A 24,252-nucleotide genomic window follows, 5' to 3' on the forward strand; every position below is an offset into this window, starting at 1 on the left:
ACACACCGTGTTTGTAGGCCCAGGCGTGATAGTCGCCCAAACAGCGCCCGAAATGGGCGCTGTGCGACGGAGCGAATCCCACCCTCTCCGCCATTCATAACAGCGCTCACGCGAACCAATCGCTTTGGCGCTTTTTGCTGTTGCAGACGGTGCTGATGACCGCATAAAAACACCGCCAAAGCCGCATATTATCGGCATGGAGGTGGTAAGCGATGAGCAAGTACGATGAGCTCGCAATCGATCAGCAGCAGCTGACGGAAGCGTGGCAGCGCACACTGCCAACGACGATCAATGAGGCGGATCGCGCCGAAGTGCATGCCGACGAAGCGGATCCGGCAGCTCTGCGCGTCACGATTCATGCAGCTGGGCACCAGATGTATGATTTTGACTTTAAGGTCGCCTATGTGGATGGCCGTGAAGTGCAAACGACACTTATCGACGTGGAGAAGGACGGCCGCACGGTCGACGAAAGAACAGAGATCGTTCAAGAATTGGTGCAGGACTACACCCGTCATATTCATGAATGTGCGCAAGCGCTGCATGATCTGACGCATCCATAAGCCTTCTGGCCGTATAACGCATAAGGAAAGGCAGGCGAACCGAACTCATGACGAAAGTAAAAGGCACTGCAGATAAGAACCTAAGCAATGTCGTCGAGGATCTCGATAAAAATCCGGTTAACAGTCATCATGCCCAGCAGCTGCAGCAGGATACGAATGACCGTCGTCATCAGGACGACATTAATCATGATCAGCCATCCGACCTGTTCCACTCGCGCAGCTAGTTTGTGAATTCTTAGTAAAGAGGTGCTATCCAGTATGGGCGGCAAGTCCAAGAGCGTTCCTGTACCTAATCCGGATGAACAGCGTGCCAAGTCACGCTCGAATAATGATTCGAATCAGCCGGTAGCCCACTCGGGCTCGAAGAAAACGAAGCAGGCGAATCACGTAAGTCATCATAACCCGCAAGGGTAAGCACGAATCAGATACGTAAACACGCAGCCCTCTGAGACGGAATAAGGTCCGTTGTCAGGGGGCTTTTTGGCATGGGGAAAGATAGGAATTGGGAGCATTTCAATCTTCCGATCAGCCGGAGGATCAGGTAAAATGGAAAGTGCTTGTTTGTTTGCTTGCTTATGTGTTCATGGGAGAGGGGTTATTTCATTGAAAATGTTGAAGACAAGTGCAATTGTGCTGCTCACAGCAGCATTAGTCGTCCTAAGTGGATGCAGCAGCTCCAAGTCAGCGAAAGAAACGATGCTTAGTGCAATGGCGAATAATCAAGCAGCCAAGAGTATGACATATACCGGCAAAATCACACTGGATGAGCTGACACTGCCACAGACAGCAGCAGGGGCTGGCCAATTGCCGGCTGCAGCGCCGCTCGTGCTGTCCGTCCTCAAAGGTGCCGTCATTAACATTCACGGTAAGCTGCAGACTTCACCGGAGCGGGCTGAGTTGACGATGGATATGACGCTCGGCAGCGGGGATGTGAAGCTGAATCTATCGATTCCGATGATCATTACGGCGGATAAAATGTGGATTAAGGTGCCGCAGGTTCCCGGCTTCCCGATCCCTGAGACCATCTCGGGCAAGTTTGTTGAGATCGATGTGAAGATGCTGGAGCAGGAGCAAGGGGCTGGAGCAGGATTAGGCGATCTTACTGCCGTACAAAATATCGGTCAGGATCTGCTTAAGCCGCTGCTTGACAGCCTGGACGAGAAGACGTTCTTCTCCGAGCCGAAGGCCGCAGATATTAGCGGACTTCCGGAAGGCCAGAAGGCAGACAAGTTCGTACGGTTTTCTGTGGATGAGTCGAACAAGGATGCAGCTATAACGGCGGTAATGGAGAAAGCGGCACCGCAGATTATTGATCTATTACTGGGTAATGAAGCGTATATGAAGGCACTCCAACTGAAGAAGGAGCAGCTGGAAACCGCGAAGAAAGAGCTAGCAGACGGCGGCAAAATGAAGGATACTGTCGATACGCTCAAGAAAAGCGTGAAGATCGACCAGCTGGATGTGACAGGCGGCATCAAGGACGATTATTTGACATACGAAGCGATGAATATGAAGCTCGAATCGACAGATGCGGATACGGCTGGAATGAAGGTCGGCATGCGTTTCGAGATGTCGTTCTCGGATATCAACAAAGAAGTGAAGTTTGAGTACGAGCTGCCGAAGGATGCGATTCCGGTGGAGCAGCTGCAAGGCATGCTCGGTCTGCCGAGCGCAAGCGGGTCTTAAATTTGCAAAAAAAGAAGAAGCGTCCTCTCCATTGCGGGGGGCGCTTCTTTTGCTTTAATGACGCATTAAAATTTGAAGCTCGCCGCAGATTGCGTCAGCTTGTTCGCCAGGCTGTACAGTGCCTGTGAGTTAGCCGCTGTTTGCTGGGAGCCTGCAGAGGCTTCTTCACTGAAAGCGGCGATGCCTTCGATGGAGCTGAGCACGTCCCTGGTCTGGGCGGACTGCTGCTCGCTTGCGGAGGCGATATCAGCGACTTGACTGGTCATTTCGTTGATTTTGTCCGTGATGGTCTCGAACGATTGACCCGTCCGTTTGGAATATTCCATTGCACTTGTCGCAGCTTGCACGCTTTCCGTGCTGTTATTCTGCATATCGTGAATGATACGCGTTATCTGCATGGCGGCTTCGCTGCTGCGCTCTGCCAATCTGCGCACTTCATCCGCTACGACGGAGAAGCCGCGGCCTTGCTCGCCAGCACGGGCTGCTTCAATCGCCGCATTAAGTGCCAGCAGGTTCGTCTGCTGGGCAATTTCTTCGATCACCTCGATGATCTCGCCAATTCGCATGGAGGCATCTTGCAGTGTCGTCATTTTGCTGCTGAGCGTACCCATGCTGTCGATAGAGAGCTGTACGATTCGGCTGCTCTCGTCGGAAATTTGCTTCGTATCCATGCACAGCTGCGACGTATGCTCCGCATTGCGGGCGACGAGATTGATCGCGTCTGCTTGCTGCATGAGCAGCTCGTTCATCTCCAGCGTGGAGCGGGCCTGTTCGCTGCTGCCTCTTGCAATTTCTTCTGTGCTCATCGAAATGTCCTTGGATGCGCTGGAGACGGCAGCGGCGCTGTCTTTCATATGACCGATGACCGTACGCAAGCTGGCGACCATATGGTTGAAGGACTTGGTGAAGGCGCCGATCTCGTCCTTAGGCGCGTAGTCGCTTGTTACGGATAAGTCGCCGCTAGCGATGTGGTGCGATAGCTTCTCCAAATTCGTCAGTGCGCCGACGGTCGAGATGCAGAAAGCGACGGACAGATAAAGGGCGAGCGCCAGTAGAATAGCGATGAAGATGATCGCCTGGTACAGCTGGGAAGTGAAACTGTCGATACGTTCGTGCAGCAGCTGATCCAGAACAGGAGTGGCTTGCTCAGTTAGCTTGAAGACGGCATCAATAGCCGATGTGGACCTGCTTGAGAATTCCGTAAAGCTGGGCGATGTCTGGTCGGCGTTCAGGATCTGATTGTTATAGAGCTTGATCAATTGCTGAATGAGGCTTGTAGCCTCCGTAAGTTGATTATTAAGGAGCGGCTTGATCGCTGGATTGCTGTTAAAAGCGGTTTGCAGATCAGCTTGCGCAGTATCCATGTCATATTGCAGCAATGTCATGTAACGCAGCAGCTGTGTGCGAGACTCGGGAGAGAATTGATTACTGCGGCTAGCCTCTGCCGCAATTGCACTGGAACGGCTGAGCAGGTTCGAAATAGCCGGAAGCTTCACTTGCGTGACGTCCATGATGTAATAGCTGTCGAGATCGGGATCGAGGATCAAATTTGAATTGTTGGCGACAAGCTCCGTAAGCTTGAGGAGGTCATCGACAAACGTGAGATGATTAGCGTATTTGGGGTCGGTGATGCTATCTTGAAGGACGGTGCTTTTATAGGACTGCCAGTCGGACTTTATGCGGCTCCAAGATTCACTTGTGCCAAGCTTCTTGCCTAGGTCCTTATCGAGCTTGTCCTGTTCTGTAAGTGCAGGTTCCATCTGCTGTTGCAAACGCGTGATCGCTGCTGAGGCTGCAGAAGCATCGCCTCCTTGGCTGTTGCGGTAGGCTTCCGTCTGTTCGCGCAGCTCTTCCGCCGTGAGTAGCAGTTTGGAGACGCCCGCGTTATACTCGCTGCCAAGCAGCTCTTGCTTGCCGAAGTGAATGCCGACATTCTTCGAAGAGATGTAGAAGTACATGAGGAATACGATAGGAATGACGAGGACGATACCGATCAGCATAAACTTCTTGGCATAGTTCTGTCGATCGAGCAGCTTGATGGCGAGGTTGAAGAAAGGCATTTTCATAGGTAGCACGTTCCCTTCGTTGATGTTAAAATACCTAACGCGTAATTTCGACAAAATTTGTAATTTTCCTCCTTGTATGAAGTGAAATACCTAAAATAAAAAGAACCGCGTTGTCGAACGCGATTCTTTCTTGTGAGCTTAGATGAGGTTAGGGCAGGCTAGATTAGCTCTGCTGATGCAGCGCTCGCCATTCGCTCAAATAAGGGACATAGCCAAGCTCTCGCGGCTCATCCGGCAGCCATGCGATGAAATCGAGCTCATTGCCGTCCGAATCGTTGAAGTAGACGGCCGCTGCAGGCATCCACGTGTGGACAATAGGTTCGATCGGCTCGCGGCCAAGCGCCGGGATCGGGGATAACCCTTTGGCTTGCAGCCAATCGATCGATTTCTCCAACTGTTCGAGGTCAGTGCCGAATGCAAAATGTCTCCTGCGTACCTCCGTACCCGCCGGAACCTCCCATACGCCCAGCAGCTGCCGGTCCCTGCCGATGTAGAAGAAAGCGACTCGGCGTTCTTCGATGACAAGGGACAGTTCCAGGCCGAGGTCTTGGTAGAAGGCGATGGAGGCTTGCAGATCCTGCACTTGAATATGGGTTTCGTACAGATTTTGAATCATATTGGTCATAGTTTACTCCTCCTCCGACTTCGTCTCCGACAGGATAGCCAGAATCTGATGGTCTTCCCAACGACCATTGATCTTGACCCCTTGGCGCTCGATGCCTTCTTTGTGAAAACCCGCCTTCTCCAACACGCGCATGGAGCCGGTATTACTAGGCATCACTCCTGCTTCGATCCGGTGCAATTTCAACTGCTGGAAAGCGAATGCGACGGTTAAGGAAACGGCTTCTGTGGTCAGTCCTCTACCGTTATATTGCTCGTCGAGCTGATAGCCAATCATAGCTCGTTCCAGCGGGCCGCGATACACATGATTGAGGGACACGCTGCCGATTAAATCGCCGGTCTCTTTGAGAAAGATCCCGAAGTTATACTTCTTATCCTCTTCGCGCTGCACGATCGAATCGCTAATGGACTTACGCTTCGATCCAAGGGTGTAGAAGTCATCCGGAAACGTTGGGGAAAACTTCTGAAATAATTCGCGGTTATTCACATGTAGATTGAGCAGCGACTCGGCGTCCGTGACTTCCAAGAAGCGAATAAATACGTTGTTACCCGTAAGCTCCATACCACTTACCTCCCGATATAAATAAAAACCCCTTGAATAACAAGGAGTTTAAGCATCTTCTTACATGGCGCGCCCGATACGATTCGAACGTACGACCTGCAGTTTAGGAAACTGCGATATGTGCAAATATAAAAGTGGAACATTCAAATGCTTCGAGCCTTTCCCTGACGCGGTTTGTGGATATAAGGGCTTTTTGTATTTCGACCATATGCTTGGTGGTCCTGTTGTTGTCACATAATTTCTGAAAGTATACCTAAGTACGTTTCTTCAAGATAGTCGTTTTTCTGCTTGAGCAGTTGCCCAACATAGACGTTGAAAACATGGAAGAACTAGATAGACTGCTCCCATGGCCCGAAAATCTGCCGGACCCAAATCAAAAATTAAATGAAAAAACTCCCTTCCCGGAAAATCTATTCTGATGCTACAACAGGGGCGTGCTGTATTCATATGTATTTTATTCACCAATAATGATTGATAATGACCATTTGAAATCATTCCAATAAATAATGCACCGAATCATGATAGATTTTGTTAAATAAACTATATTGATACTACTTATTAGATTAATCATAATGAAGTTGCAATGAGAAAACCCCCTTATTGTAAGCGGTTTCAACACCGGTGTGATGCCATAAAAAACAAAAGGAGCACAGAGAATGTCAAGAAAAACGAGAAAAACTTCGCAAGTCATTTCTTCAATCGCTATTGGCAGCATGTTATTCACAGGCACAGCAGCCTTTGCAAGTCCTTCTGTGGTAAATGAAAATGTTTCTACACACTGGGCAACGAAAGAATTGCAAAAATGGTTATCTATTGGACTATTGAAAGGTGATGCTAATGGTAACCTAAACCCTAACGATGCTATCACGCGCGCGGAATTTGTTACGATTCTGAATCGCGTTTTCAATCTTCAAAGCACAACTAACTCAAAAACTTTTGCTGACGCTAACCCTAGCGATTGGTATTTTGGAGAGCTTCAAAAGGCTTCTGCGGCCGGATTACTAAACGGAGACTCCAAAAATAACGCGAATCCTAGAGCAGCTATTACTCGTCAAGAAGCCGCTGCTCTTATTTCAAGAGGATTCCAAGTTGTTTCTGGAACTAATAACACTAATTTCAGTGATTCCTCACAGATTGCCAAGTGGGCTTCAGAAGCAGTTTCTACTCTTGCGTCAAAAGGATATCTAAATGGAAGAGGCAATGGTAATTTTAATCCTCTTGCTAAGATCACTCGCGCCGAATCTTTTGTTATGACAGATCGAGTAATGGGAACATTAGTTAGAACGCCTGAAGACCTTGCTAACCTTCCATCTACTATCACTGGAAATGTTACAATCGCTCTTCCTGGCGCTACGCTAAAAGGCCTTACTATCAACGGTGATGTTTATGTGACGGATGCGGCAGCAGCAGACCCAGTTGTTTTGGACCACACAACAGTAACGGGTGATCTAAGTATTGTAGTTGCACAAGGGGTAAACTTAATAGCTTCCTCTATTACGGGTACAACAAATGTAGCGGATGCGCGACATACGATATCGTTAAACCTAGACTCTGATTCTTCTCTTAACACGCTAGTACTAAACGCTCCTGCTAATGTTACAGGTACTGGTAGTATTCTAACAGCCAACATCAATTCAACCGGTGTTACAGTAGCCCAGCAACCGACTACTGTTAAGGTTGCAGCTGGTATTACTTCTACTGTTGCTGGTAAGTCTGTAGACAATACAACTTCTACCGGCACTGACACTGGTAACAACCATGGCAATGACACCGGGAACAACACTGGGGGTAACAACAGCGGCGACACTGGCAATATTAATCACAACACGCCGGTTGTTTCTGCAGTTTCAAATGGAAGCAAAGTCAACATGTACAGTACTCAAATCACTCGTTTGCAGCCTGAAGGATTGGATATAACGCAACCAATCAAATGGACAACTTCTGATCCTTATATTGCTTATGTGGATACCATCGGTAACAGCGCTGGCAACTTCGCAGGTAAAGTGCTTGGCGTTTCTGACGGGACAGCTACAATCACAGGTAAACAAGGCGAGACTACTGTTACTGTTTCTGTTACTGTTACAAATGATCCTAAAATAGCTACCAATTTAGAAAAAATCGTTTACTACTATAGCGCCGGCGATGATAAGATTCCTGATTCCTCTGATGCCCCTGCGCTAAATACGGATAATTTTACAGCTCTTGTTGGAAGAACTTGGCCTTCTGCAAGTTATGCTGGATATCTTAACGGTCCGAATGGTGTGAAGTGGATGCTCTCTTCCGACCACGCTTCGGTAACACTGTATGATCCTAACAAGGCAAACCCAGCAGACCAAATCCAATACCTGCAAGGCGGAAGATATATCCCTCAAGATGCATCCGGTACAACTCAATCAATCGACATAATGATGACCGATGCAGCCGGAGGACTTTGGATTATAGATGCAGCTGGAAACGCTACTCACATTGTGAGAAAACAAATATCCGTTATGGCATTGTCTTTGCAACAAGTTGAGTATTCAAGAAACTTCTTAGACCGTACCGGTTTCCAAGACGGCAAGAACAAATTCAGCTCTCAAGCGGATAAAATCGCTTCTTTGATGGGGACAAAAGATACAACAGATGTATCTGTAGCGAATCTGGAGAGCGATAACAGTGGCACGTGGACCTCGCTTTTCGGTATGGGTGAGCTAGGCCGATATAACTATATGAAATCCGTATACGGTTCTAGCGACCAACGTACGATTGACGCTAAATCCTCTGCTATTCGCGCTACGGAAGCGGTTACTCTGCTAGCTTACATTTCGGGCACGCAATTAACTGTTCCTGCCAAAGACAATGTTAATGACTCTGATGTTCTAGCATTCCTTGGAGCTGATATTGACGGTAAGGATGAGGGCAAACCTGTATATATTGATTCTAACGGTCAATATACATTAAACCCAATCGGAACCACGCCGGCTCCCGGAGATGTGTTTGTTCGTGATTACCTTGTAAACCCTGCTAACCCAATGGCGATTGGAGATACAAACAGATGGGTTCATAAGAATGCTGGAACGACGACAGATATCAATGGTACAACCGTTAGCTACTCTAGCTTGATTAAAAACACAGGTGATTTAGCTAACCTCAAATCATATAACACGCTTCCCGTTCCTACTCGCTTAGCTAAGTTATATGACCCTAATGCGGGCACTGCCAACGCAATTCCTGATAACCAAATATACTACAAGCCAGACGCAAGCTCTGATGAATTTGTACAAGATTTCGCGTTCCTTAATATGGCTTATGACACCTTCAAAACAGATGATAAAGAGCTTGCATCTCTAATAAAGACGGCTATCATCTCGAGTGTCAACGCAACCATTATAAACAACTACTACCACATGGCTCTAAGCCCAAGAGTTGGCATCGATCCGGCATATAAACCAACTGGTCCTAAATACTCTGCCGGCTATGTAAACAGTGGTAATGGATTAAATGTTCCTACAACACCGACTAGATGGGGTAACTTTAATCCTGAATATCTGGATGGCGCAAACAACGTTTATAACAAATCCGATTATGAAGATGGACCCCTAAACGCAGGAATTGCTCTGCAGATGTTGCAATTAGGCATGAAAATCGCTTCCGACACATCCGTACCTGCTTATGCTGCAGAGGGCATTGTTTGTCCGCCGGCATTCGATTATGCACAGGAGTTCTCTGTAATGACAACTCCTAGCCTATACGAAGCAAGATATCCTAAAACATACAATTCAACTTCTTTGCTAGATATGATGGAGCAGTATCATTCAAGATACTTTGGTATCTCCGAGCATAATGGAAATGACATTGGAGCTGCTGGCTCAAGCTTTGAATCTTACCTAAACTACTCGGATGAAGAAGAAGTGGCAAGCTTATTCTTTGGTATTGCTACATCTCTACCTGCAAATGTTTCAAATGAAGTGTTAAACAGCTACCACAGAACTCTTAACCAATGGTGGTATAACGAAAAGAGAAGCAAGAACCCCTTCTTGTCATACTACTATGCTGTTGCATTGCAACAATTAGCTAACCGCGGAGTAGATATTACCAAAGACGCTGTCGATACAAACGCAGCTGCTTGGGCTTTGACTCGTATGCCAAGCAACCTGGGTGTGTGGGACGTTTCGAACAGCACAAGAAATGATGTAACAGATGTTCTAGACTATGGTCTTCTTCTAAAGAAGCCAATGCAAACAGATGATTTCCGTGTAGATCAACTGTTGCCAAGAGATGAATTTCCGACTTTCAAGTATAATGGAACTTGGTTTGAACCTGAAGGAGACAACGCTCTATCTGTCGAGGCATCTACGATCCTTTCAATGCCATACTGGTTTGCTTTAGACCCGAGTAATAATTCTTCTATTGCTCGACTCGGTTCAAAAGCAACACCTCCAAACCTGCCGGTTCCAAGTATAAGTGCAGTAGGAAGCACAGATGTAACTATTCATGTAGGCGAGACTGTTGACCTAGATGTTACAGGAAGCGAAAATTCCTATATTTCAAATATCTCTTGGGCAACTACTGCATGGGATAACCAAGACGATGACGGTTATGTAGCTAATCAAGTTGTCGATTTAAGAACACGATATAACCTTAGTACTAACGGTAGATATTACGGCTCTCAAGTTACTGGCTTAAATATCGGCACTACTACCGTTATCGCCATGACTACTGATGCTGGTTCTGATGCTCCTAGAACTGTTACATTTAACATAACAGTTGTAGACCCTAATACCAGCGCAACCCCAGTTCAAGACCTAGCACAAGTAACACCTGCAAACTTTGCGCTGCCGTCTTGGTTGACAAGCGTGCTTTCCAACGCTAACTTAGGCACAAACGGAAATGCTTATGCTTCAATTGAGTATTCTTCTAGCGATGAAACAAAAGGAACAGTAAACCCAGAAACAGGTATGATCGTTTATAATACTGAAGGTCAATTCAATGTAATTGCTACAGTTACTTACAGTGATATGACAGTGAACGGCAGCCCTATGTTCGAGAAAAGCCATGTAATGACGTTTGTTTGTCCTGTTGTCAAAGCAGCTAATTAATGATCCCATTATCGCGTCCGTAGTTTGATGGATAGCATTAATTTAAATGGAAAGGGGGCTGTCCCAGGTTTTCTAACCTTTCGGGACAGCCCCTTCATTATTTATTCCTTTTTCTTCAGCCTCTCAAAGCGAGCAATCAAAGATTAGCTTACTGTTGTCGATGCTCAAGCCTTGTTGCAGTAAAGTTAGCTTTTGTGTCCATACTATCTTACGGGTTATCACAGCTCCATGTGGTTTTTTTTATATAGCCGCCCTACCCAGTGCTGAATGAACTCATCCTTCAACCACATGCCAGTGTAACAACTTCACGTGGTTATTAAAACCAGTATCTGCTGTCCTATTGTTGTCCAAATGACAACAATAGGACAAACTTGCTCACAAGGGTCTCCCCGACAATACGTTTACAAAAACAAAAAGAACCGCACACTGATGCGGTTCTTTCACTTTTATGGGTGGCGCGCCCGATACGATTCGAACGTACGACCTGCAGTTTAGGAAACTGTCGCTCTATCCTGCTGAGCTACGGGCGCGCGGTAAGGATAATAATAGCATGATTGGCGCGCAAGGCGCAACGTACGCGTGTGGATATTGTGGGGATGATGTGGGCAGATTGCCTTCAGAAAGATATCCACATATGAATAACTATTTTAGGACCAAAGAACTACGAAGTGTCTGAATAAAGTGTGAATAAAGTCGCGAGAACGCTATTTTATGCTGAGGAATGTCGAAAGTTTAAGCGTATTCACTGCCATATTGTCGACATGGTATTACAAACAAGTTTGTCCGAACCGTATATAATAAGGAGTATACTTATTAAACTTTCTTAAACAATTAGTCATCCACGAATGCCGCACACTTCCTTGCACCGTTATTTCCAATTGAATGTGATAGGAGCTGTCCCAAAGCCGCCATGAATGACAAAATGATTCTTCTCCATGAGCTGCAGGTGCTTCGCATAAAGCTGTTTGAAATGGCCGAAGCCCGCGGAAGTTTAACCGACCCTGAAGTCATCGCCATCAGTGAAGCTGCTGACGAAGTCATTGTGACGCTGCAGCAGCTCCATAAGGAAGAACAGGCGAAATATAATACTAGGTGCGACCTCGCAATCGACGGAAAAATTGAGTTAGCAGGTGCGCACACTCTTGCTGAAGAAGCCCTCCAAGCAGCTCCGTTTCGTGATTGAAACGCGGCTCTTGCAGCAAATTCATCAGCGTTCCGGCACAGCCTGCCTTCGGGTCGGTTGTGCCGTACACTACTTTTTGAATCCGGCTCTGCACGAGCGCTCCCGCACACATCGGACACGGCTCCAGTGTCACGTACAGCGTGCAACCGAGCAACCGCCACGCCTCCAGGTGCTGGCTGGCCTCCCGAATAGCGATCATCTCTGCGTGCGCAGTGGGATCGAGGTTCGTCTCCCTCAGATTGTACCCTCTGCCGATCACCTCTCCATCCTTCACAATAACCGCCCCGATAGGCACTTCACCGATCGCATCCGCTTTTCTCGCCTCAGCAATCGCCTCTTGCATCCATTTATAATCTTCCTCGCGAAAATAATCCGTTTCTGTCGTCATCATAATAAATAAGCCTCCAGTCCCAACAACTCTAGATATACGCAGCAGTGACACGAATCGACTGTCGAATTGTGCTACGAACAAATATTCGTTGTTAACAGGTTGTTGATAAAACTGTGGATAAAGTCGGATTACTCACAGTTCTGTACACAGACTATTCAATAACCCTGTGAATATGGGGAAAAACTTGTGCATAAGTTGCGGGATAACTGCCTTTTCTTCAGGTATAACTTCGTTCTCGCCGGTAATAATGGTGCTGCAGATTGCTTTTATTTTAGTACAATTATGATATGATCCAAGTAAGATGTCCACAAGCTGGTTTAAAGGGTGTGTCGCATATTGTCGGTCAAGACGAAGCTGTCCTTTATGATTTCATTGCTTGTATTTATCATGCTTGCGTTAAATGTCATTTTGAGTGCCTATTCGACACGCGTTAATTTACAATCCGACGTGGAAGCGAATATGATGGCGATTAGCCAGCAGATCGCGGTTAATGTCATGCAGAACTCGCGGGAACATACATTTATACATACGATGCTAGCCGAAAAACTGAAAACGGTTTCCGATGAAGTGGCCGGCCAGCTGCCGAAGTCCGCCTATCTCGTTACGAATCAGCACCTCGTGGAGTTGGCGAAGCAGCTTGACATTGCGGGCGTTTCGGTGATGCTTCGCGATGGTTCGGAATATCTGACCGTCCGATCATCGGATCCATTGGAGATTGGCGTATCACGGACTGCAGCGGAAATCCACCAGCCAAGCAAGAGCTTCTGGACACCGTCTTATCAAACAACGCTTACGGATCACAGTGCGTTCGGTCTGGACAGTTACTACTCCGAGAATGACACGAATTACGTCATTCACTGTTATATGCGAAGTGATCAGCTCAGCGATTATGAGGAGATTGCACATACGACATCATTTTTGACGGAAATGCGTGCAGGCAACCCTACGATCCTGGAAGTGACGGGATTTAACCCGACTTTATTCGCACATATGCCAGAGTCGCAGGTCCCGCAATACGTGAGCGAACGGGACCGGACGAAGGATTCGATCCCGTTCGGCAGTTATGGCTATCAGGAAATCGTGCAAGATAAGAAGAGCGTGGGGGAGGCGCTGGCAGGCAAGCCGGTGTTCCGATATGAGAACCTGAATAACCATTCGGTAATCAAAAGCTTCGTGGCCGCGAAGGAGCCTATCCCTTACGTCATTGGGCTCGTATTCGATCAGGAGCCGATGATCGAATTAATGAAGCAGCAGCGCAATAATCAGATTACCATATCGGTCCTGCTGCTCGTCGGCGTCATATTCTGCAGCTACTGGCTCGCGGGACTGCTTTTCCGCCCGGTTCGTTCGATCCTGTGGAAAATCAACGAGGTGTCGTTCGGCCGCTTCGACAATTCAATTGAAGTGCGCCGCAAGGATGAGCTGGGTCAGCTGGCACAGCGGGTCAACGCGATGTCGAAGAACCTCGGCATCTACATGACGAAGCTGAAGATGGCGTTCGAAGAGAACCGTTCCATGAAAGAGCATTTGGAATCCTTCATTAATCATACAACCGATGCCATCCATGTCGTTGACCTTGATGGACGCACGACGCAAGTGAACCGAGCGTTCGAGGAACTGTTCGGCTACGATGCAGAAGCAGCTGTCGGTCAAGTGCTGCCGCTCGTGCCCGAGCATCTGGCCTTGGAGGAGCAGAAGTCGATCGAGCAGCTGCGCGGCGGCAAGACGCTGGCTGCACGCGAGACGCTGCGGGTGACGAGCAGCGGAGAATGGATCGCGGTTAGCGCCACGACATCGCCGATACGCGACAAGAACGGCGAGATTCGCGGAATTGCGAGCATTACGCGAGATATGACGAGCCGCAACAAGATGGAGGAGCTTCTTCGCAGATCGGAGAAGCTGACGACGGTAGGTCAGCTTGCAGCGGGCGTTGCACATGAGATTCGCAATCCGCTGACGACGCTTCGCGGGTTTCTGCAGCTGCAGCTCGAGACGAAGCGGCTGAATGCGCAGCATGTCGACTTGATGCTGTCGGAGATTGACCGCATCAACCTTATTGTCGGCGAGTTCCTCATATTGGCGAAGCCGCAGGCGACACGCTTCGAGGAGAAGGACGTTCGCTTCATACTCGGCGATGTCATCTCGCTTCTCGATAGCGAAGCGCATCTGTGCAATATCGAATTCCTCACCGTCTTCGAGCAAGCAGAGTGCCGCATTTCCTGCGAAGAGAATCAGCTGAAGCAGGTGTTCATCAACGTGCTGAAGAATGCCATCGAAGCGATGCAAAGCGGCGGCCAAATTACGATCGAGGTCAGACACGATGACCCGCATCATGTTAAATTGTCCATTACGGACGAAGGCATTGGCATTCCGGAGGATCGTATTCCGATGCTTGGCAACCCGTTCTATACGGATAAGGATAAGGGAACGGGGCTTGGCATTATGGTGAGCCAGCGCATTATCCAGGGCCATCATGGAACGCTGGAGATCCAGAGCAGGGTCGGCGTCGGTACAAAGGTCATTATTACGCTTCCTTTATTGAAGCCATAGCTTAGCTTGATCGTCTAAAATACATCCCAAGGAGTGAACAGGCATGAAAGAGGCAAGCGGCGGTTACCGCGCGCTGGTGCTCGGCGCGACGGGTCTGGTCGGCTCAGCGCTGCTTCAGCAGCTGCTCGCTGACCCGCAGTGTGCGGCGGTTACGATTCTGGTGCGCAGGCCGCTGCGACCGTCGCCGGATATGGGGACGTACGGCAGCAAGCTGACCGTCCTGACCGCCGACTTCGACCGGATGGAAGAGGCGCTCACCGGCGTGGAAGCCGATACGGTGTTCTGCGCGCTCGGCACGACGATCAAGAAGGCGGGCACGCAGGAAGCATTCCGCGTGGTCGACCTGGAATATCCGGTCAGGCTCGCGGAGTGGGCGAAGGCGCATGGCGCTGACAGATATATGGTGGTCTCTGCAATGGGCGCGAATGCATCGTCTTCAATTTTTTACAACCGGGTCAAGGGAGAAATGGAGGCGCGGATCACGGAGATCGGCTTGCCCGAGCTGCATATCGTCCGTCCATCGCTGCTGCTCGGGAAGCGGGAGGAATTCCGCCTTGGCGAGAAGTTGGCCATCATGCTAAGCCCGCTCATGAAGCTGCTGATGGTTGGGCGGCTGCGTATGTATCGACCGGTACAAGCGGAGGATGTTGCTGCCTTTATGGTGAAGTGTGCGCAAACTGGACTGGCTTCGGGCGATCGTCCAGTGGTCGAGCTATATGAGAATGGGGCAATTACTGCTACAATATAGAGGAATACGGATAGGTGCGGGGTGAATAAGTCAGTTGAGGATTAACAAGTTTATTAGCGAAACCGGCTATTGCTCGCGGCGTGAAGCAGACAAGCTGGTCGAATCGGGCCGCGTTACGATTAACGGCGTGACTGCAGAGCTTGGCAGCCAGGCGGAGCTGGTCGATGATGTCCGTGTCGATGGCCGCAAGATTGGGGAGCAGCGCTCCCATGTCTACATTGCCTTGAATAAGCCGGTAGGCATTACGAGTACAACAGAGGAACATGTGCAAGGCAACATCGTGGATTACGTCGGGCATTCGGAGCGGATTTTCCCGATTGGGCGATTGGATAAGGATTCGGAAGGGCTCATTCTGCTGACCAATGACGGCGATATCGTGAATAAGATATTGCGGGCGGAAGGCAAGCATGAGAAGGAGTATGTCGTTACGGTAGACCGCCCGGTGACGCCGAGGTTTATGCAGGCGATGAGCGAAGGCGTCCGCATTCTGGGCGCGATGACGCTTCCATGTAAGGTGGTGCGGGAAGGTGACCGCGTGTTCCGGATCACGCTGACGGAAGGGAAGAACCGTCAAATTCGCCGCATGTGCCAGACGTTCGGCTACAATGTGAAGAAGCTGCGCCGCGTGCGGATTATGAATATTCAGCTGGGACAGCTGGGCTACGGAAAGTGGCGGGATTTGACGAAGGGCGAGCTCATGGACCTGTTTACGATGCTCGATTATAAGTAAGCGAGAGAAGGGGCCTCGGAGTGCTTTTCCCGGGAAATAATACAATAGCAGTACGCGGAAGATCAGAGAGAATCGGCTTGAAACAGGCATCTCTGGTCTTTTTTTACGGTTTTTTACGTAAAACAAACATTTGTAATCCTAGAAAACATGAAGTAAAATTATAAAGGATTGTTCACGCTTTGCATAGAGGGAAATGTAAATAAATTGCGTTTAACGGGGAAGCCGCCACGGGTAATGGATTGGACAAGCCCGGTGTGCAGAATCGCGAACTTGCTAGGCGCGAATACGATTTCATGGGTAGAAAGGGACTTATTCCATGACAAGATTACAAGAGCTGCTTCAAGCGACAGCTATTATGGATACCTATCAGGCTGCCGAAGATTTGACGATTGGCGGCATTGCCTATCATTCCGGGAAAGTGAAAGAGGGCGACCTCTTCGTCTGCATTACCGGTTACGCAACCGACGGGCACAAGTATTTGCGCGATGCAGTCGCGAAAGGCGCAGTTGCAGCTATCGTAGAGCGCGTGCAGGATGACATTCATGTGCCGCAATATGTCGTGCCGAACAGCCGGATTGCGCTTGCGCAGCTGGGGAGTGCTTATTACGGCCATCCGTCCGAGAAGATGAAGATGATCGGCATTACGGCGACGAATGGCAAAACAACGACGACCTATATGACGAATGCGATTCTGGAGCAGCATGGGTTGAAGACCGGTCTCATCGGCACCGTCATCATCAAGATCGACGATACGAAGATTCCGTCCGAGCTGACGACGCCGGAATCGCTTGATCTGCAGGCCTACTTGGCGCAGATGGTGGAGCGGGGCGTGTCCCATGTGAGCATGGAGGTATCCTCGGCGGCGCTCGAATCGCACCGCGTAGAGACGGTCGATTACGACATCGTCTGCTTCAACAATCTTAGCCGTGAGCATATTGATTCGCACGGCACGTTCGATAACTATTTTGCGGCCAAGTCGAGCCTCATTAAGGGCGCCAGCGAGCATAGCTTCGCCGTGCTTAACCTGGATGACGAGTTTGCGGCATCGCTCGTGACGGAGACGGCGGCGCAGGTCGTCACCTTCGGCATGAAGAGCAGCGAGGGCACGCTCCATTGCAAGGATCTGGATCTCTCGACAGGCCGTGCCAAGTTTACGGTCGAGATCAAGAAGCCGTTCAAAGCGGGCGCAATCGAGTATACGCCAGGCGAGTTCCGCGTGGATCTGCGCATTCCGGGGCTGCACTCCGTCTACAACTCGATGGCGGCCATTACGGTGGCGCTGCTGTGCGGCATTCCAGTTGCAACGATTCAAGAGGCGCTGCGTACATTTGGCGGCGTAGAGCGCAGATTCGAGTTCATTCATGAGGATGAGTTCATCATTATCGATGACCATTTTGCAAATCCGGGCAATATTGATGTGACGCTTGAGACGATGCGTTATATGGACTATGAGCAGTTCCATCTCGTCTACGCGATTCGCGGCAACCGCGGACCGGTTACGAACCGCGAGAATGCGGAGACGATCGTGAAGTGGCTGAACCGACTGGAGACGCGCGAGATTATCGCAACGCGGAGCGAGTCGCATGTGAACAAGAACAACACTGTCTCTGATGAAGAAGCGGATGTGTTCCTCGAAGTAATGAAGGAAGCGAACATTGATGTACACCTGTATAGAGAGCTGCCGGACGCGATCGCAAGTGCGTTGTCCAAGGCAGGCCGCGGCGACTTGATTCTGCTGGCAGGCTGCCAAGGGATGGACCCTGGCGCCGAGATTGCGCATAAGCAGCTGGACGAGCTCAGCAATAACCGATAACGGATTAACGGATAAAGTAGGTAGAATGATGGAACATAAAAGGCGTTTAGGTGTTCTTGGCGGGATGGGGCCGAAGGCGACGTCCGTATTTATCGATCAAATTATAGATGCAACAGCAGCCGACAGAGATCAGGATCATATCGATATGATTATCCTGAACCATGCTTCCTTGCCGGATCGGACCCATGTCATTCTGGAAAATAACCCGGAGCCGTTCCTTCGCGAGATCGAGAAGGATATTCGGCTGCTCGAGCATGCCGAGGTTGCCTATATTGCGATGCCCTGCAATACGGCGCACTATTATATCGAGGAAATGCAGCGGATGACGTCGATCCCGATCATCGACATGGTGGAAGAGACGATGAAGGAGATTCATGCGCAGCATGGCGATGGCTGCAAGGTCGGCATTCTGGCGACGAACGGCACGCTGCACAGCGGAATCTACAGCAAGTCGGCGCTCAAGTACAACATGGTGCCGCATGTGCCTGAACCTGAGGTACAGCAGCAGGTGATGAATATCATCTATAAAGATATTAAGGGCGGCTTCCAGGTCGACCCGAAGGAAACGGAAGAAATCATTCATAACTTGGTTACCATAGACGGCTGCCAGTGCATTATCATTGCCTGTACGGAGCTCTCGATCATTCCGTTCAGCGCGGAGGCGAAGCGGGTCTCCATTGATGCGATGGACGTACTCGTGCGCAGGTCGATCGAGCTGTCGCAGCAGCGCGACTAGCATAAATAAAGAAAAACCGTCAGGCTTCGGGCCTGACGGTTTTTTGGTTACTTCGCAGGTGAGACAGGAATCGTCACGAACTTCGTCGTATCGGTGTACTTCCGGATAATCGACACTTCAACGCGACGGTTCTTCGCACGGCCTTGCGCCGTCTTGTTATCCGCGATCGGACGATATTCGCCATAGCCGATGTTGCTGAAGTGGCGCGGGTTAAGCTTCTTGTTCTCCAGCAGAATATCGGTAAACCGGATGGCCCGTATGGAGCTTAGATCCCAGTTCGAATTGAATTCAGCGGATTTCATAGGCACATTGTCCGTGTGACCAGAGACGATGACCTCGTAGTCGTTATACTTCTGCAGCATAGTAGCGATTGCGACGGCCAGCTTACGGGATTCCGGCTTTACATTCGCACTGCCTGGCGCGAAGAGGGAGCTGTCGCTAATCGTAATCGTCAGCTGCGACTGATTGAGCTTCGTATCGAGCTGTGTCGTAAGTCCGTTCTGCTGGATATACTTGTCCATCTGCTTCTTCAGCTTCTCGAGATCCGCTTGTTCCTTCTTCATCAGCGCTTCGAGCTGATCATCCGTCGGAGCGCCGTTCTTCTTCAAGGAAATGTTATCTTCGTCTCGTGCTTCGGTTGTGTCGACCACTTGCTCCATCGGATTGACGAGCGAGGATTGATCCAGTACGCCGGTGCCGCTGTTCAGCGCGATATTGAAGGCCTTGCTCATCTCTTCAAACTTCTTGGAATCAGAGGTGCTCATCGCATAGAGTACGATGAACAGCGCGAGCAGCAGGGTCAGCAAGTCGGCATAAGGGATGAGCCACGTTTCGTCAGCGTGCTCCTCGTGGTGCTCGCTTTTATGCTTTTTGCTCAACGGCTTCGGCTCCCTTCTCATTCATCTTCAGACGCTCAGTCGGTGTCAGGAAGACCGATAGCTTCTGGTTGATTGCGATTGTCGATACGCCGGATTGGATCGAGAGCAAGCCTTCTACCATCATGAGGCGAAGCTCGACTTCACGCTTCGAGAGACGCTTCAGCTTATTGGAAATCGGGTGCCACAAAACATAACCGGTGAATATACCTAGAAGAGTAGCAACGAACGCAGCTCCGATCGCATGCGCGAGCTTCTCCATATCGCTCATGTCTGCCAGCGCCGCGATCAGACCGATTACGGCACCAAGTACCCCGAGCGTTGGCGCATACATGCCGGCTTGGGAGAAGATGAGCGCGCCTGCGCGGTGACGCTCTTCGGTTGCGGCGATGTCTTCCAATAGAACGTCGCGAACGAGATCTTGGTCGTTACCGTCGATAATCATCCGCATGCCGTTGCGAAGGAACGTATCTTGAATCTCGTCGACCTTCGACTCCAGTGCAAGGAGACCTTCACGACGCGTAATCGTAGCCCATTCCATGAAGAGGGCGATGACTTCTTCACGAGGAAGCAGCTTCTGGACAACGAAAATCATCTTAATGAGCTTCGGAAATTTCTTTAGCTCGGCAAGCGGAAAACCGATGAATAACGAGGCTCCTGTACCGACGATAATGATAACGAATGCAGCAGGGTTGATGAGAGCGGTGATCGGGGCACCTTTGAGCGTCATACCTAGCAAAACCGCAACGAGCCCTAGACCAATACCAATGACAGTAGATTTTTCCATGACACACCTCAACTAGTTAAGAATATAAGGATATTAAAGGAACGGCAGGACCGCTCATGCCTTATGTACGGAAGATAAAACTCTATATTATTTATCGGCAAAATGCGCGTTCACATTAGAGCGAAAAAGGATGTTTATTCGTTTTCGCTCGATTTCGTGTAGAATGGTAGATATTGTTGTCAAAAAAGTGCGGAAGGCGAGGAAATGGAAATGGGAGTTAAGCATGCAAGGGAGTACAGCGACATTCTGAGCGACCTGACGGAGGCGCTGGTTTCGATCGAGGATGGGTATCTCTTCTTCGAGATGGAGACGGAAGATTGGGAACAGCTGGAGCAGCCGCAGCGGCTCGAATTAATGGAGGCGCTCGCGGACGATGTGTTCTATGCGCTTGGCGAGGATCCGGTTCTTCATGTCGGCGGGGGGATTGTGACGTACCGTCCGAAGCATCATATTATCGAAGTTTCGGTGGATCAGAAGGAAAGCAGAATCATTCGGCTAATTTAGTAGAGGATGATGCGTTAAGACGAGGGCGGAGGTGCTTCCTTGGCGAAGCTGGAAAAGATGGCGCAGGACGCCGCGGATGCTGCGATCGCAACGCTTCCCGGATGGTCCCGTCAGGATGAGAAGTGGATGCAGGGGAGCTATCGGTTCAGCACGTATCCGGCTGCGATCGCATTCGTGGACCGGGTGGCCGAGATAGCAGAGGCGATGAATCACCATCCGTTCATCGCGATCGATTACAAGAAAGTAACGCTGCGCCTGACGACTTGGCATTCGGGCGGCTTGACGGAGCTCGACATGGAGTCGGCCCGGCGCTATAACGAGACGTATGAAACGTCGACCGGAGAACGCGGGTAATCCGCGTTTTTCTGCATGAAAAGAGCCCGCCGTGCGCTCAGGTAGAGCGCACGCAGCGGGCTTAGGCTGTACGTCTGGAAGTGTGCGGTGGAGCTGCCTATCGGATCAGCAGATCAGTTCAGTCGTCGGCCGCCACTTTGGAGAAGAACGATAGACTGTAGAGTGCCGCCAAGCCTACGATAATGTAGACGATCTTGGCGCCGACGGAATCCTGCCCGTCGAAAATTTCCGACACCACGTCGTACTCAAACAGACCAATGACAAGCCAGTTCAACCCGCCGAGAATGAGGATCAGTAAGCTTACGATATTAAGCGCCTTCATGAGACCCGCCTCCTTTGAGTAATAGTGACTCGTGACACTACTACGGATATGCGGGAGGGAATGCTTTTAGCACGATAAAAAATGTAAGCGCTTTGTAAAGGGGCGCCGTTGTCGGGGTAGGCGTGTGCGTACTGTAGGTGCGTACTGGTGTTAGGCTAACGCTAGTCTATCGCTTGCGGCACATAGCACATACAGTGAACGTCGACGGGTCCGGCTGCGGTCGGCTTCGAGTAGGTGTCGGCGATGACGAAGCCCGCCCGTTCATAGGTGCGGATGGCGCGCTCGTTCCAGACATGCACCTCGAGGTCGATCTCGTCGCCGGGCGACTGCCGTTCGGCCTCCGCTACGATCGCTCGCACGAGCGCAAGACCGAGCCCTCGCCCATGCCCGCACAAGTCCGGCCGCAAGCCGAGCCCAAGCCTCGTCACGCCGAGCAAAGGGAAGAACTGCGCGAAGCCGACCATCTCGCCGGCCTTGTTCGTCACCGCGCGATACTGCTGGCTCCGTACGATCGGATCGCCGAACTCCATGCCAAGCTGCTGCATCACTTCCCATGACGACCAGTTATAGAAGTCGAAGGGCGGCTCATAGCGCCAGCCCGTCAGCTGTTCGGCGAGCGGGTCGGATAATGGAACAACGATGAGCTTGTCGGTTGAGATTGGGGACGGGAATGGTGCGGTCACGGGAGGGCTCCTTTGCGGATGGCATGTATCGGTTTCAATAATGTCTATAATATCGGCAAAGCTAGCTCTTGCTATGAATAAGTTCAAGAAACGACCTTACATCTCGGAAAATCAGATCAGGCTCTATCTCGAAATTCGTGCTCTGATAAGTGGACAACCACTGGACGCCGTAGGTTGGCAGACCAGCTGCTCGGCCTGCGCGAATGTCGGCGTTGCTATCTCCAAGGAAGACGGACTCGTCTTTGTCCGCGCCAAGGATGTGCAGTGCCTTGAAAATCCCCTCAGGATGCGGCTTCGGCTGCTCCACGTCATCCCCGGTGATGACGACATCGAAGAATGAAGCGAGCTGCAGCGCTTCGGCGGAGATCAGGAACGCCTTCTTGCTTTTGCCCGTAATGACGCCGATCTTCATGCCTTTCTCTCGAAGCTCTGCAAGCATATGCACGATTTCGGACGGAAGGGGGCCGACGTCATCGCTGCCGAAATGGCCGTTTCTGTAAAGCTCATAATAGAGCGCGGTCGCCTCTTGTACCGCCGCTTGATTGATTAAATTGCGCGCGATAATGTCGTCTTCCGTCGGTCCGAACATGGCGATAATCTCATCTTCAGAAACGGTGCGGTTGTCGTATTGCGCAAACACGGCTTGAAACCCTCTAAACGACAAGGGCAGCGTATCGGCTAGCGTGCCGTCGAAGTCAAACAACACCGTACGGGTTGGCGTATGCAAGTCTACCACACTCCTTACTAAGCGGAATACAAGTAGTATACTAAAGTCATAATCTGGAATATAGCGGGAGATGATCACGTGCTGCAGGTGCAGGTGGAGGGTCGTACAGGGTTGCCGATTGAGGGGAAGCTCGAGCAGCTGAACCGTTGTCTGGAGCAGATTTTTGGCCATGATGGCGTGGAACTCCTATCCGTAGTATGTGAGGATTTGGTCAGCGGGTCGTTGAATCCCACGACGGCAGGCATTTACCGGGTGCATGGTCTGGCGCATGTTCGGGGCGAGGAGAAGTCTTGGTCACTAGTTTTGAAAGTGAGTAAGGCGGATAGCGACGACAAGCTGAAGGATGACATTCAGCATCATAACTACTGGCTGCGGGAGGCGCTTCTCTTCGAGTCCGGACTGTTGGACGAGCTTCCGGAATCGATCCTTCGTGCTCCAAGAAGCTATCTGGTCGAGGAACAGGCGGATGGCACGGCGTGGCTGTGGATGGAGCATGTTGACGGGTATTACCCACGGACGAAGGAGCAGCTTGTACATGTCGCTCACCAGCTGGGACGGTTCGGTGGAGAGTACCTCATGGGTCGCAGCGGGCTTCCGAGCGAGACTTGGATTTGCCGAAGTTGGCTGAAGTCTTGGATTGTCGGGAGCCGCCAGTATGCGCCCGATCCGCATCCTTACGTGGATCAGCTGCAGAAGGAGAATGAGCGCAGCATTTGGGCGTGGTTTCAGCAGTTGGAGCGGGAGGAAGAGCAGCTGTTAGCGTCGCTTCAGCGTCTTCCTCGAGTGCTGGCCCATCAGGATTTGGGACATAAAAATATACTGCTCGTTCAGGATCCGCAAGGCGCCGAGCAGGTCGTGTTCATTGATTGGCAGTTCATGAGTATCTCTGGCGTCGGCGAGGACCTTGCGAAGATGTTTGGCGTAAATATGTCCAATGGTGTGATTCCACTTGGACATTATCGGGAGTATCGAGAAGCGCTGTTCGATTCCTACATAGCGGGACTAAGAGCGGCGGGCTGGGATGGCGATGCTGCGCTTGCGCGATTCGGGTTCTGTGCGGCTGCTGCGTTTCGGAGCGTCTGGGAAGTGCCGAGATATCTGGCATGGGCAACGCAGTTGGAAGAGAATCCGCAGGATGAGCAGCTAATTCAGCGTATGGAGCGGCTTGAGCAGGTTATTGCTATCCATATGGAAATGTGGGCAGAGGCACAGGCAAAGGCACTTATTTGAAATAATACGAAAACGCTTCTATACGGCAGGGATGGCCCTTTTATGA

General features: G+C 50.4%; 23 protein-coding genes and 2 tRNA genes. 14 read left to right on the top strand and 11 right to left on the bottom strand.

Annotation, left to right across the window (positions count from 1 at the left end):
* The first annotated feature begins 212 nt into the window (after positions 1-212).
* From A8990_RS14515 to A8990_RS14525, 4 genes are all read left to right on the top strand, one after another.
* Positions 213-560 carry a hypothetical protein gene (locus A8990_RS14515; RefSeq protein WP_116189762.1) on the top strand — a complete coding sequence of 116 codons (348 nt, stop codon included), beginning with the start codon at positions 213-215 and terminating at the stop codon, positions 558-560.
* A gap of 47 nt (positions 561-607) precedes the next feature.
* The gene (locus tag A8990_RS31560) at positions 608-784 is read left to right on the top strand and encodes a hypothetical protein (protein ID WP_181909583.1); all 177 of its coding nucleotides are present in this window, start codon (positions 608-610) and stop codon (positions 782-784) included.
* A gap of 34 nt (positions 785-818) precedes the next feature.
* Positions 819-974 carry a small acid-soluble spore protein P gene (locus A8990_RS14520; RefSeq protein ID WP_116189763.1) on the top strand — a complete coding sequence of 52 codons (156 nt, stop codon included), beginning with the start codon at positions 819-821 and terminating at the stop codon, positions 972-974.
* A gap of 189 nt (positions 975-1,163) precedes the next feature.
* A complete protein-coding gene (locus A8990_RS14525) occupies positions 1,164-2,246 on the top strand; it encodes a hypothetical protein (protein ID WP_147306814.1) in 1,083 nt (360 codons plus the stop codon).
* Between the two features lie 65 nt (positions 2,247-2,311).
* Here the strand turns inward: A8990_RS14525 and A8990_RS14530 are convergent, their stop codons facing one another.
* The 4 genes from A8990_RS14530 to A8990_RS31565 all read right to left on the bottom strand — a co-directional run bounded on the left by A8990_RS14530 (position 2,312) and on the right by A8990_RS31565 (position 5,666).
* Positions 2,312-4,312 (bottom strand): methyl-accepting chemotaxis protein, encoded by a 2,001-nt coding sequence (locus A8990_RS14530; protein WP_147306815.1) that lies wholly within the window; start codon positions 4,310-4,312, stop codon positions 2,312-2,314.
* Positions 4,313-4,475: 163 nt separating this feature from the next.
* The gene (locus A8990_RS14535; protein ID WP_342772846.1) at positions 4,476-4,937 is read right to left on the bottom strand and encodes a VOC family protein; all 462 of its coding nucleotides are present in this window, start codon (positions 4,935-4,937) and stop codon (positions 4,476-4,478) included.
* A 3-nt stretch (positions 4,938-4,940) separates the two neighbouring features.
* Positions 4,941-5,495, bottom strand: a complete 555-nt coding sequence (locus tag A8990_RS14540; RefSeq protein ID WP_116189766.1) for a GNAT family N-acetyltransferase — start codon at positions 5,493-5,495, stop codon at positions 4,941-4,943.
* Between the two features lie 65 nt (positions 5,496-5,560).
* Positions 5,561-5,666: transfer RNA gene (locus tag A8990_RS31565), tRNA-Ser, on the bottom strand.
* Between the two features lie 485 nt (positions 5,667-6,151).
* On the opposite strand from A8990_RS31565, the gene A8990_RS14545 reads away from it, so the two are divergent.
* Positions 6,152-10,573, top strand: coding sequence for an S-layer homology domain-containing protein (locus tag A8990_RS14545; protein ID WP_116189767.1), 4,422 nt, complete (start codon positions 6,152-6,154; stop codon positions 10,571-10,573).
* A gap of 453 nt (positions 10,574-11,026) precedes the next feature.
* Here the strand turns inward: A8990_RS14545 and A8990_RS14550 are convergent.
* Positions 11,027-11,103, bottom strand: a tRNA-Arg gene (locus A8990_RS14550).
* Positions 11,104-11,495: 392 nt separating this feature from the next.
* Here A8990_RS14550 and A8990_RS14555 point away from each other — a divergent pair.
* Positions 11,496-11,756 carry an aspartyl-phosphate phosphatase Spo0E family protein gene (locus A8990_RS14555; RefSeq protein WP_281272508.1) on the top strand — a complete coding sequence of 87 codons (261 nt, stop codon included), beginning with the start codon at positions 11,496-11,498 and terminating at the stop codon, positions 11,754-11,756.
* On the opposite strand, the gene tadA is transcribed toward A8990_RS14555, so the two are convergent.
* Positions 11,662-12,147 (bottom strand): tRNA adenosine(34) deaminase TadA, encoded by a 486-nt coding sequence (gene tadA, locus A8990_RS14560; protein WP_116189769.1) that lies wholly within the window; start codon positions 12,145-12,147, stop codon positions 11,662-11,664. The two genes, A8990_RS14555 and tadA, sit on opposite strands and share 95 nt — an antisense overlap.
* A gap of 336 nt (positions 12,148-12,483) precedes the next feature.
* Here tadA and A8990_RS14565 point away from each other — a divergent pair, with 336 nt between their 5' ends.
* From A8990_RS14565 to cuyB, 5 genes are all read left to right on the top strand, one after another.
* Complete coding sequence (locus tag A8990_RS14565; protein WP_245996023.1) at positions 12,484-14,697, top strand: ATP-binding protein; 2,214 nt, start codon at positions 12,484-12,486, stop codon at positions 14,695-14,697.
* A 43-nt stretch (positions 14,698-14,740) separates the two neighbouring features.
* On the top strand, positions 14,741-15,445 hold the full coding sequence (locus A8990_RS14570) for an oxidoreductase (protein WP_116189770.1): 705 nt from the start codon (positions 14,741-14,743) through the stop codon (positions 15,443-15,445).
* Between the two features lie 34 nt (positions 15,446-15,479).
* Positions 15,480-16,175, top strand: coding sequence for a 23S rRNA pseudouridine(2604) synthase RluF (gene rluF / locus A8990_RS14575; RefSeq protein WP_116189771.1), 696 nt, complete (start codon positions 15,480-15,482; stop codon positions 16,173-16,175).
* A 316-nt stretch (positions 16,176-16,491) separates the two neighbouring features.
* The gene (locus A8990_RS14580) at positions 16,492-17,988 is read left to right on the top strand and encodes a Mur ligase family protein (protein WP_116189772.1); all 1,497 of its coding nucleotides are present in this window, start codon (positions 16,492-16,494) and stop codon (positions 17,986-17,988) included.
* A gap of 25 nt (positions 17,989-18,013) precedes the next feature.
* Positions 18,014-18,724 carry a cysteate racemase gene (gene cuyB / locus A8990_RS14585; protein ID WP_245996024.1) on the top strand — a complete coding sequence of 237 codons (711 nt, stop codon included), beginning with the start codon at positions 18,014-18,016 and terminating at the stop codon, positions 18,722-18,724.
* 47 nt (positions 18,725-18,771) lie between these two features.
* Here the strand turns inward: cuyB and motB are convergent, their stop codons facing one another.
* On the bottom strand, positions 18,772-19,602 hold the full coding sequence (gene motB, locus A8990_RS14590; protein ID WP_116189774.1) for a flagellar motor protein MotB: 831 nt from the start codon (positions 19,600-19,602) through the stop codon (positions 18,772-18,774).
* Positions 19,586-20,386, bottom strand: a complete 801-nt coding sequence (motA, locus tag A8990_RS14595) for a flagellar motor stator protein MotA (protein ID WP_116189775.1) — start codon at positions 20,384-20,386, stop codon at positions 19,586-19,588. The genes motB and motA overlap by 17 nt, the downstream gene beginning before the upstream one ends.
* A gap of 204 nt (positions 20,387-20,590) precedes the next feature.
* Here motA and A8990_RS14600 point away from each other — a divergent pair, with 204 nt between their 5' ends.
* Positions 20,591-20,890: a hypothetical protein gene (locus A8990_RS14600; RefSeq protein WP_425463907.1), complete on the top strand. Its 300-nt coding sequence runs from the start codon at positions 20,591-20,593 to the stop codon at positions 20,888-20,890.
* Between the two features lie 39 nt (positions 20,891-20,929).
* Positions 20,930-21,244 carry a 4a-hydroxytetrahydrobiopterin dehydratase gene (locus tag A8990_RS14605; protein ID WP_342772848.1) on the top strand — a complete coding sequence of 105 codons (315 nt, stop codon included), beginning with the start codon at positions 20,930-20,932 and terminating at the stop codon, positions 21,242-21,244.
* 118 nt (positions 21,245-21,362) lie between these two features.
* On the opposite strand, the gene A8990_RS14610 is transcribed toward A8990_RS14605, so the two are convergent.
* The 3 genes from A8990_RS14610 to A8990_RS14620 all read right to left on the bottom strand — a co-directional run bounded on the left by A8990_RS14610 (position 21,363) and on the right by A8990_RS14620 (position 22,976).
* The gene (locus tag A8990_RS14610; RefSeq protein ID WP_116189776.1) at positions 21,363-21,566 is read right to left on the bottom strand and encodes a DUF378 domain-containing protein; all 204 of its coding nucleotides are present in this window, start codon (positions 21,564-21,566) and stop codon (positions 21,363-21,365) included.
* Positions 21,567-21,727: 161 nt separating this feature from the next.
* Positions 21,728-22,249, bottom strand: coding sequence for a GNAT family N-acetyltransferase (locus A8990_RS14615; protein ID WP_245996025.1), 522 nt, complete (start codon positions 22,247-22,249; stop codon positions 21,728-21,730).
* Positions 22,250-22,310: 61 nt separating this feature from the next.
* Positions 22,311-22,976: an HAD family hydrolase gene (locus tag A8990_RS14620; protein ID WP_245996026.1), complete on the bottom strand. Its 666-nt coding sequence runs from the start codon at positions 22,974-22,976 to the stop codon at positions 22,311-22,313.
* A gap of 78 nt (positions 22,977-23,054) precedes the next feature.
* Between A8990_RS14620 and A8990_RS14625 the strand changes: the two genes are divergently transcribed.
* Positions 23,055-24,206, top strand: a complete 1,152-nt coding sequence (locus A8990_RS14625; protein WP_245996027.1) for an aminoglycoside phosphotransferase family protein — start codon at positions 23,055-23,057, stop codon at positions 24,204-24,206.
* Positions 24,207-24,252: the final 46 nt, after the last annotated feature.

Source organism: Paenibacillus taihuensis (assembly GCF_003386535.1).
Taxonomy (GTDB): domain Bacteria; phylum Bacillota; class Bacilli; order Paenibacillales; family Paenibacillaceae; genus Paenibacillus_Z; species Paenibacillus_Z taihuensis.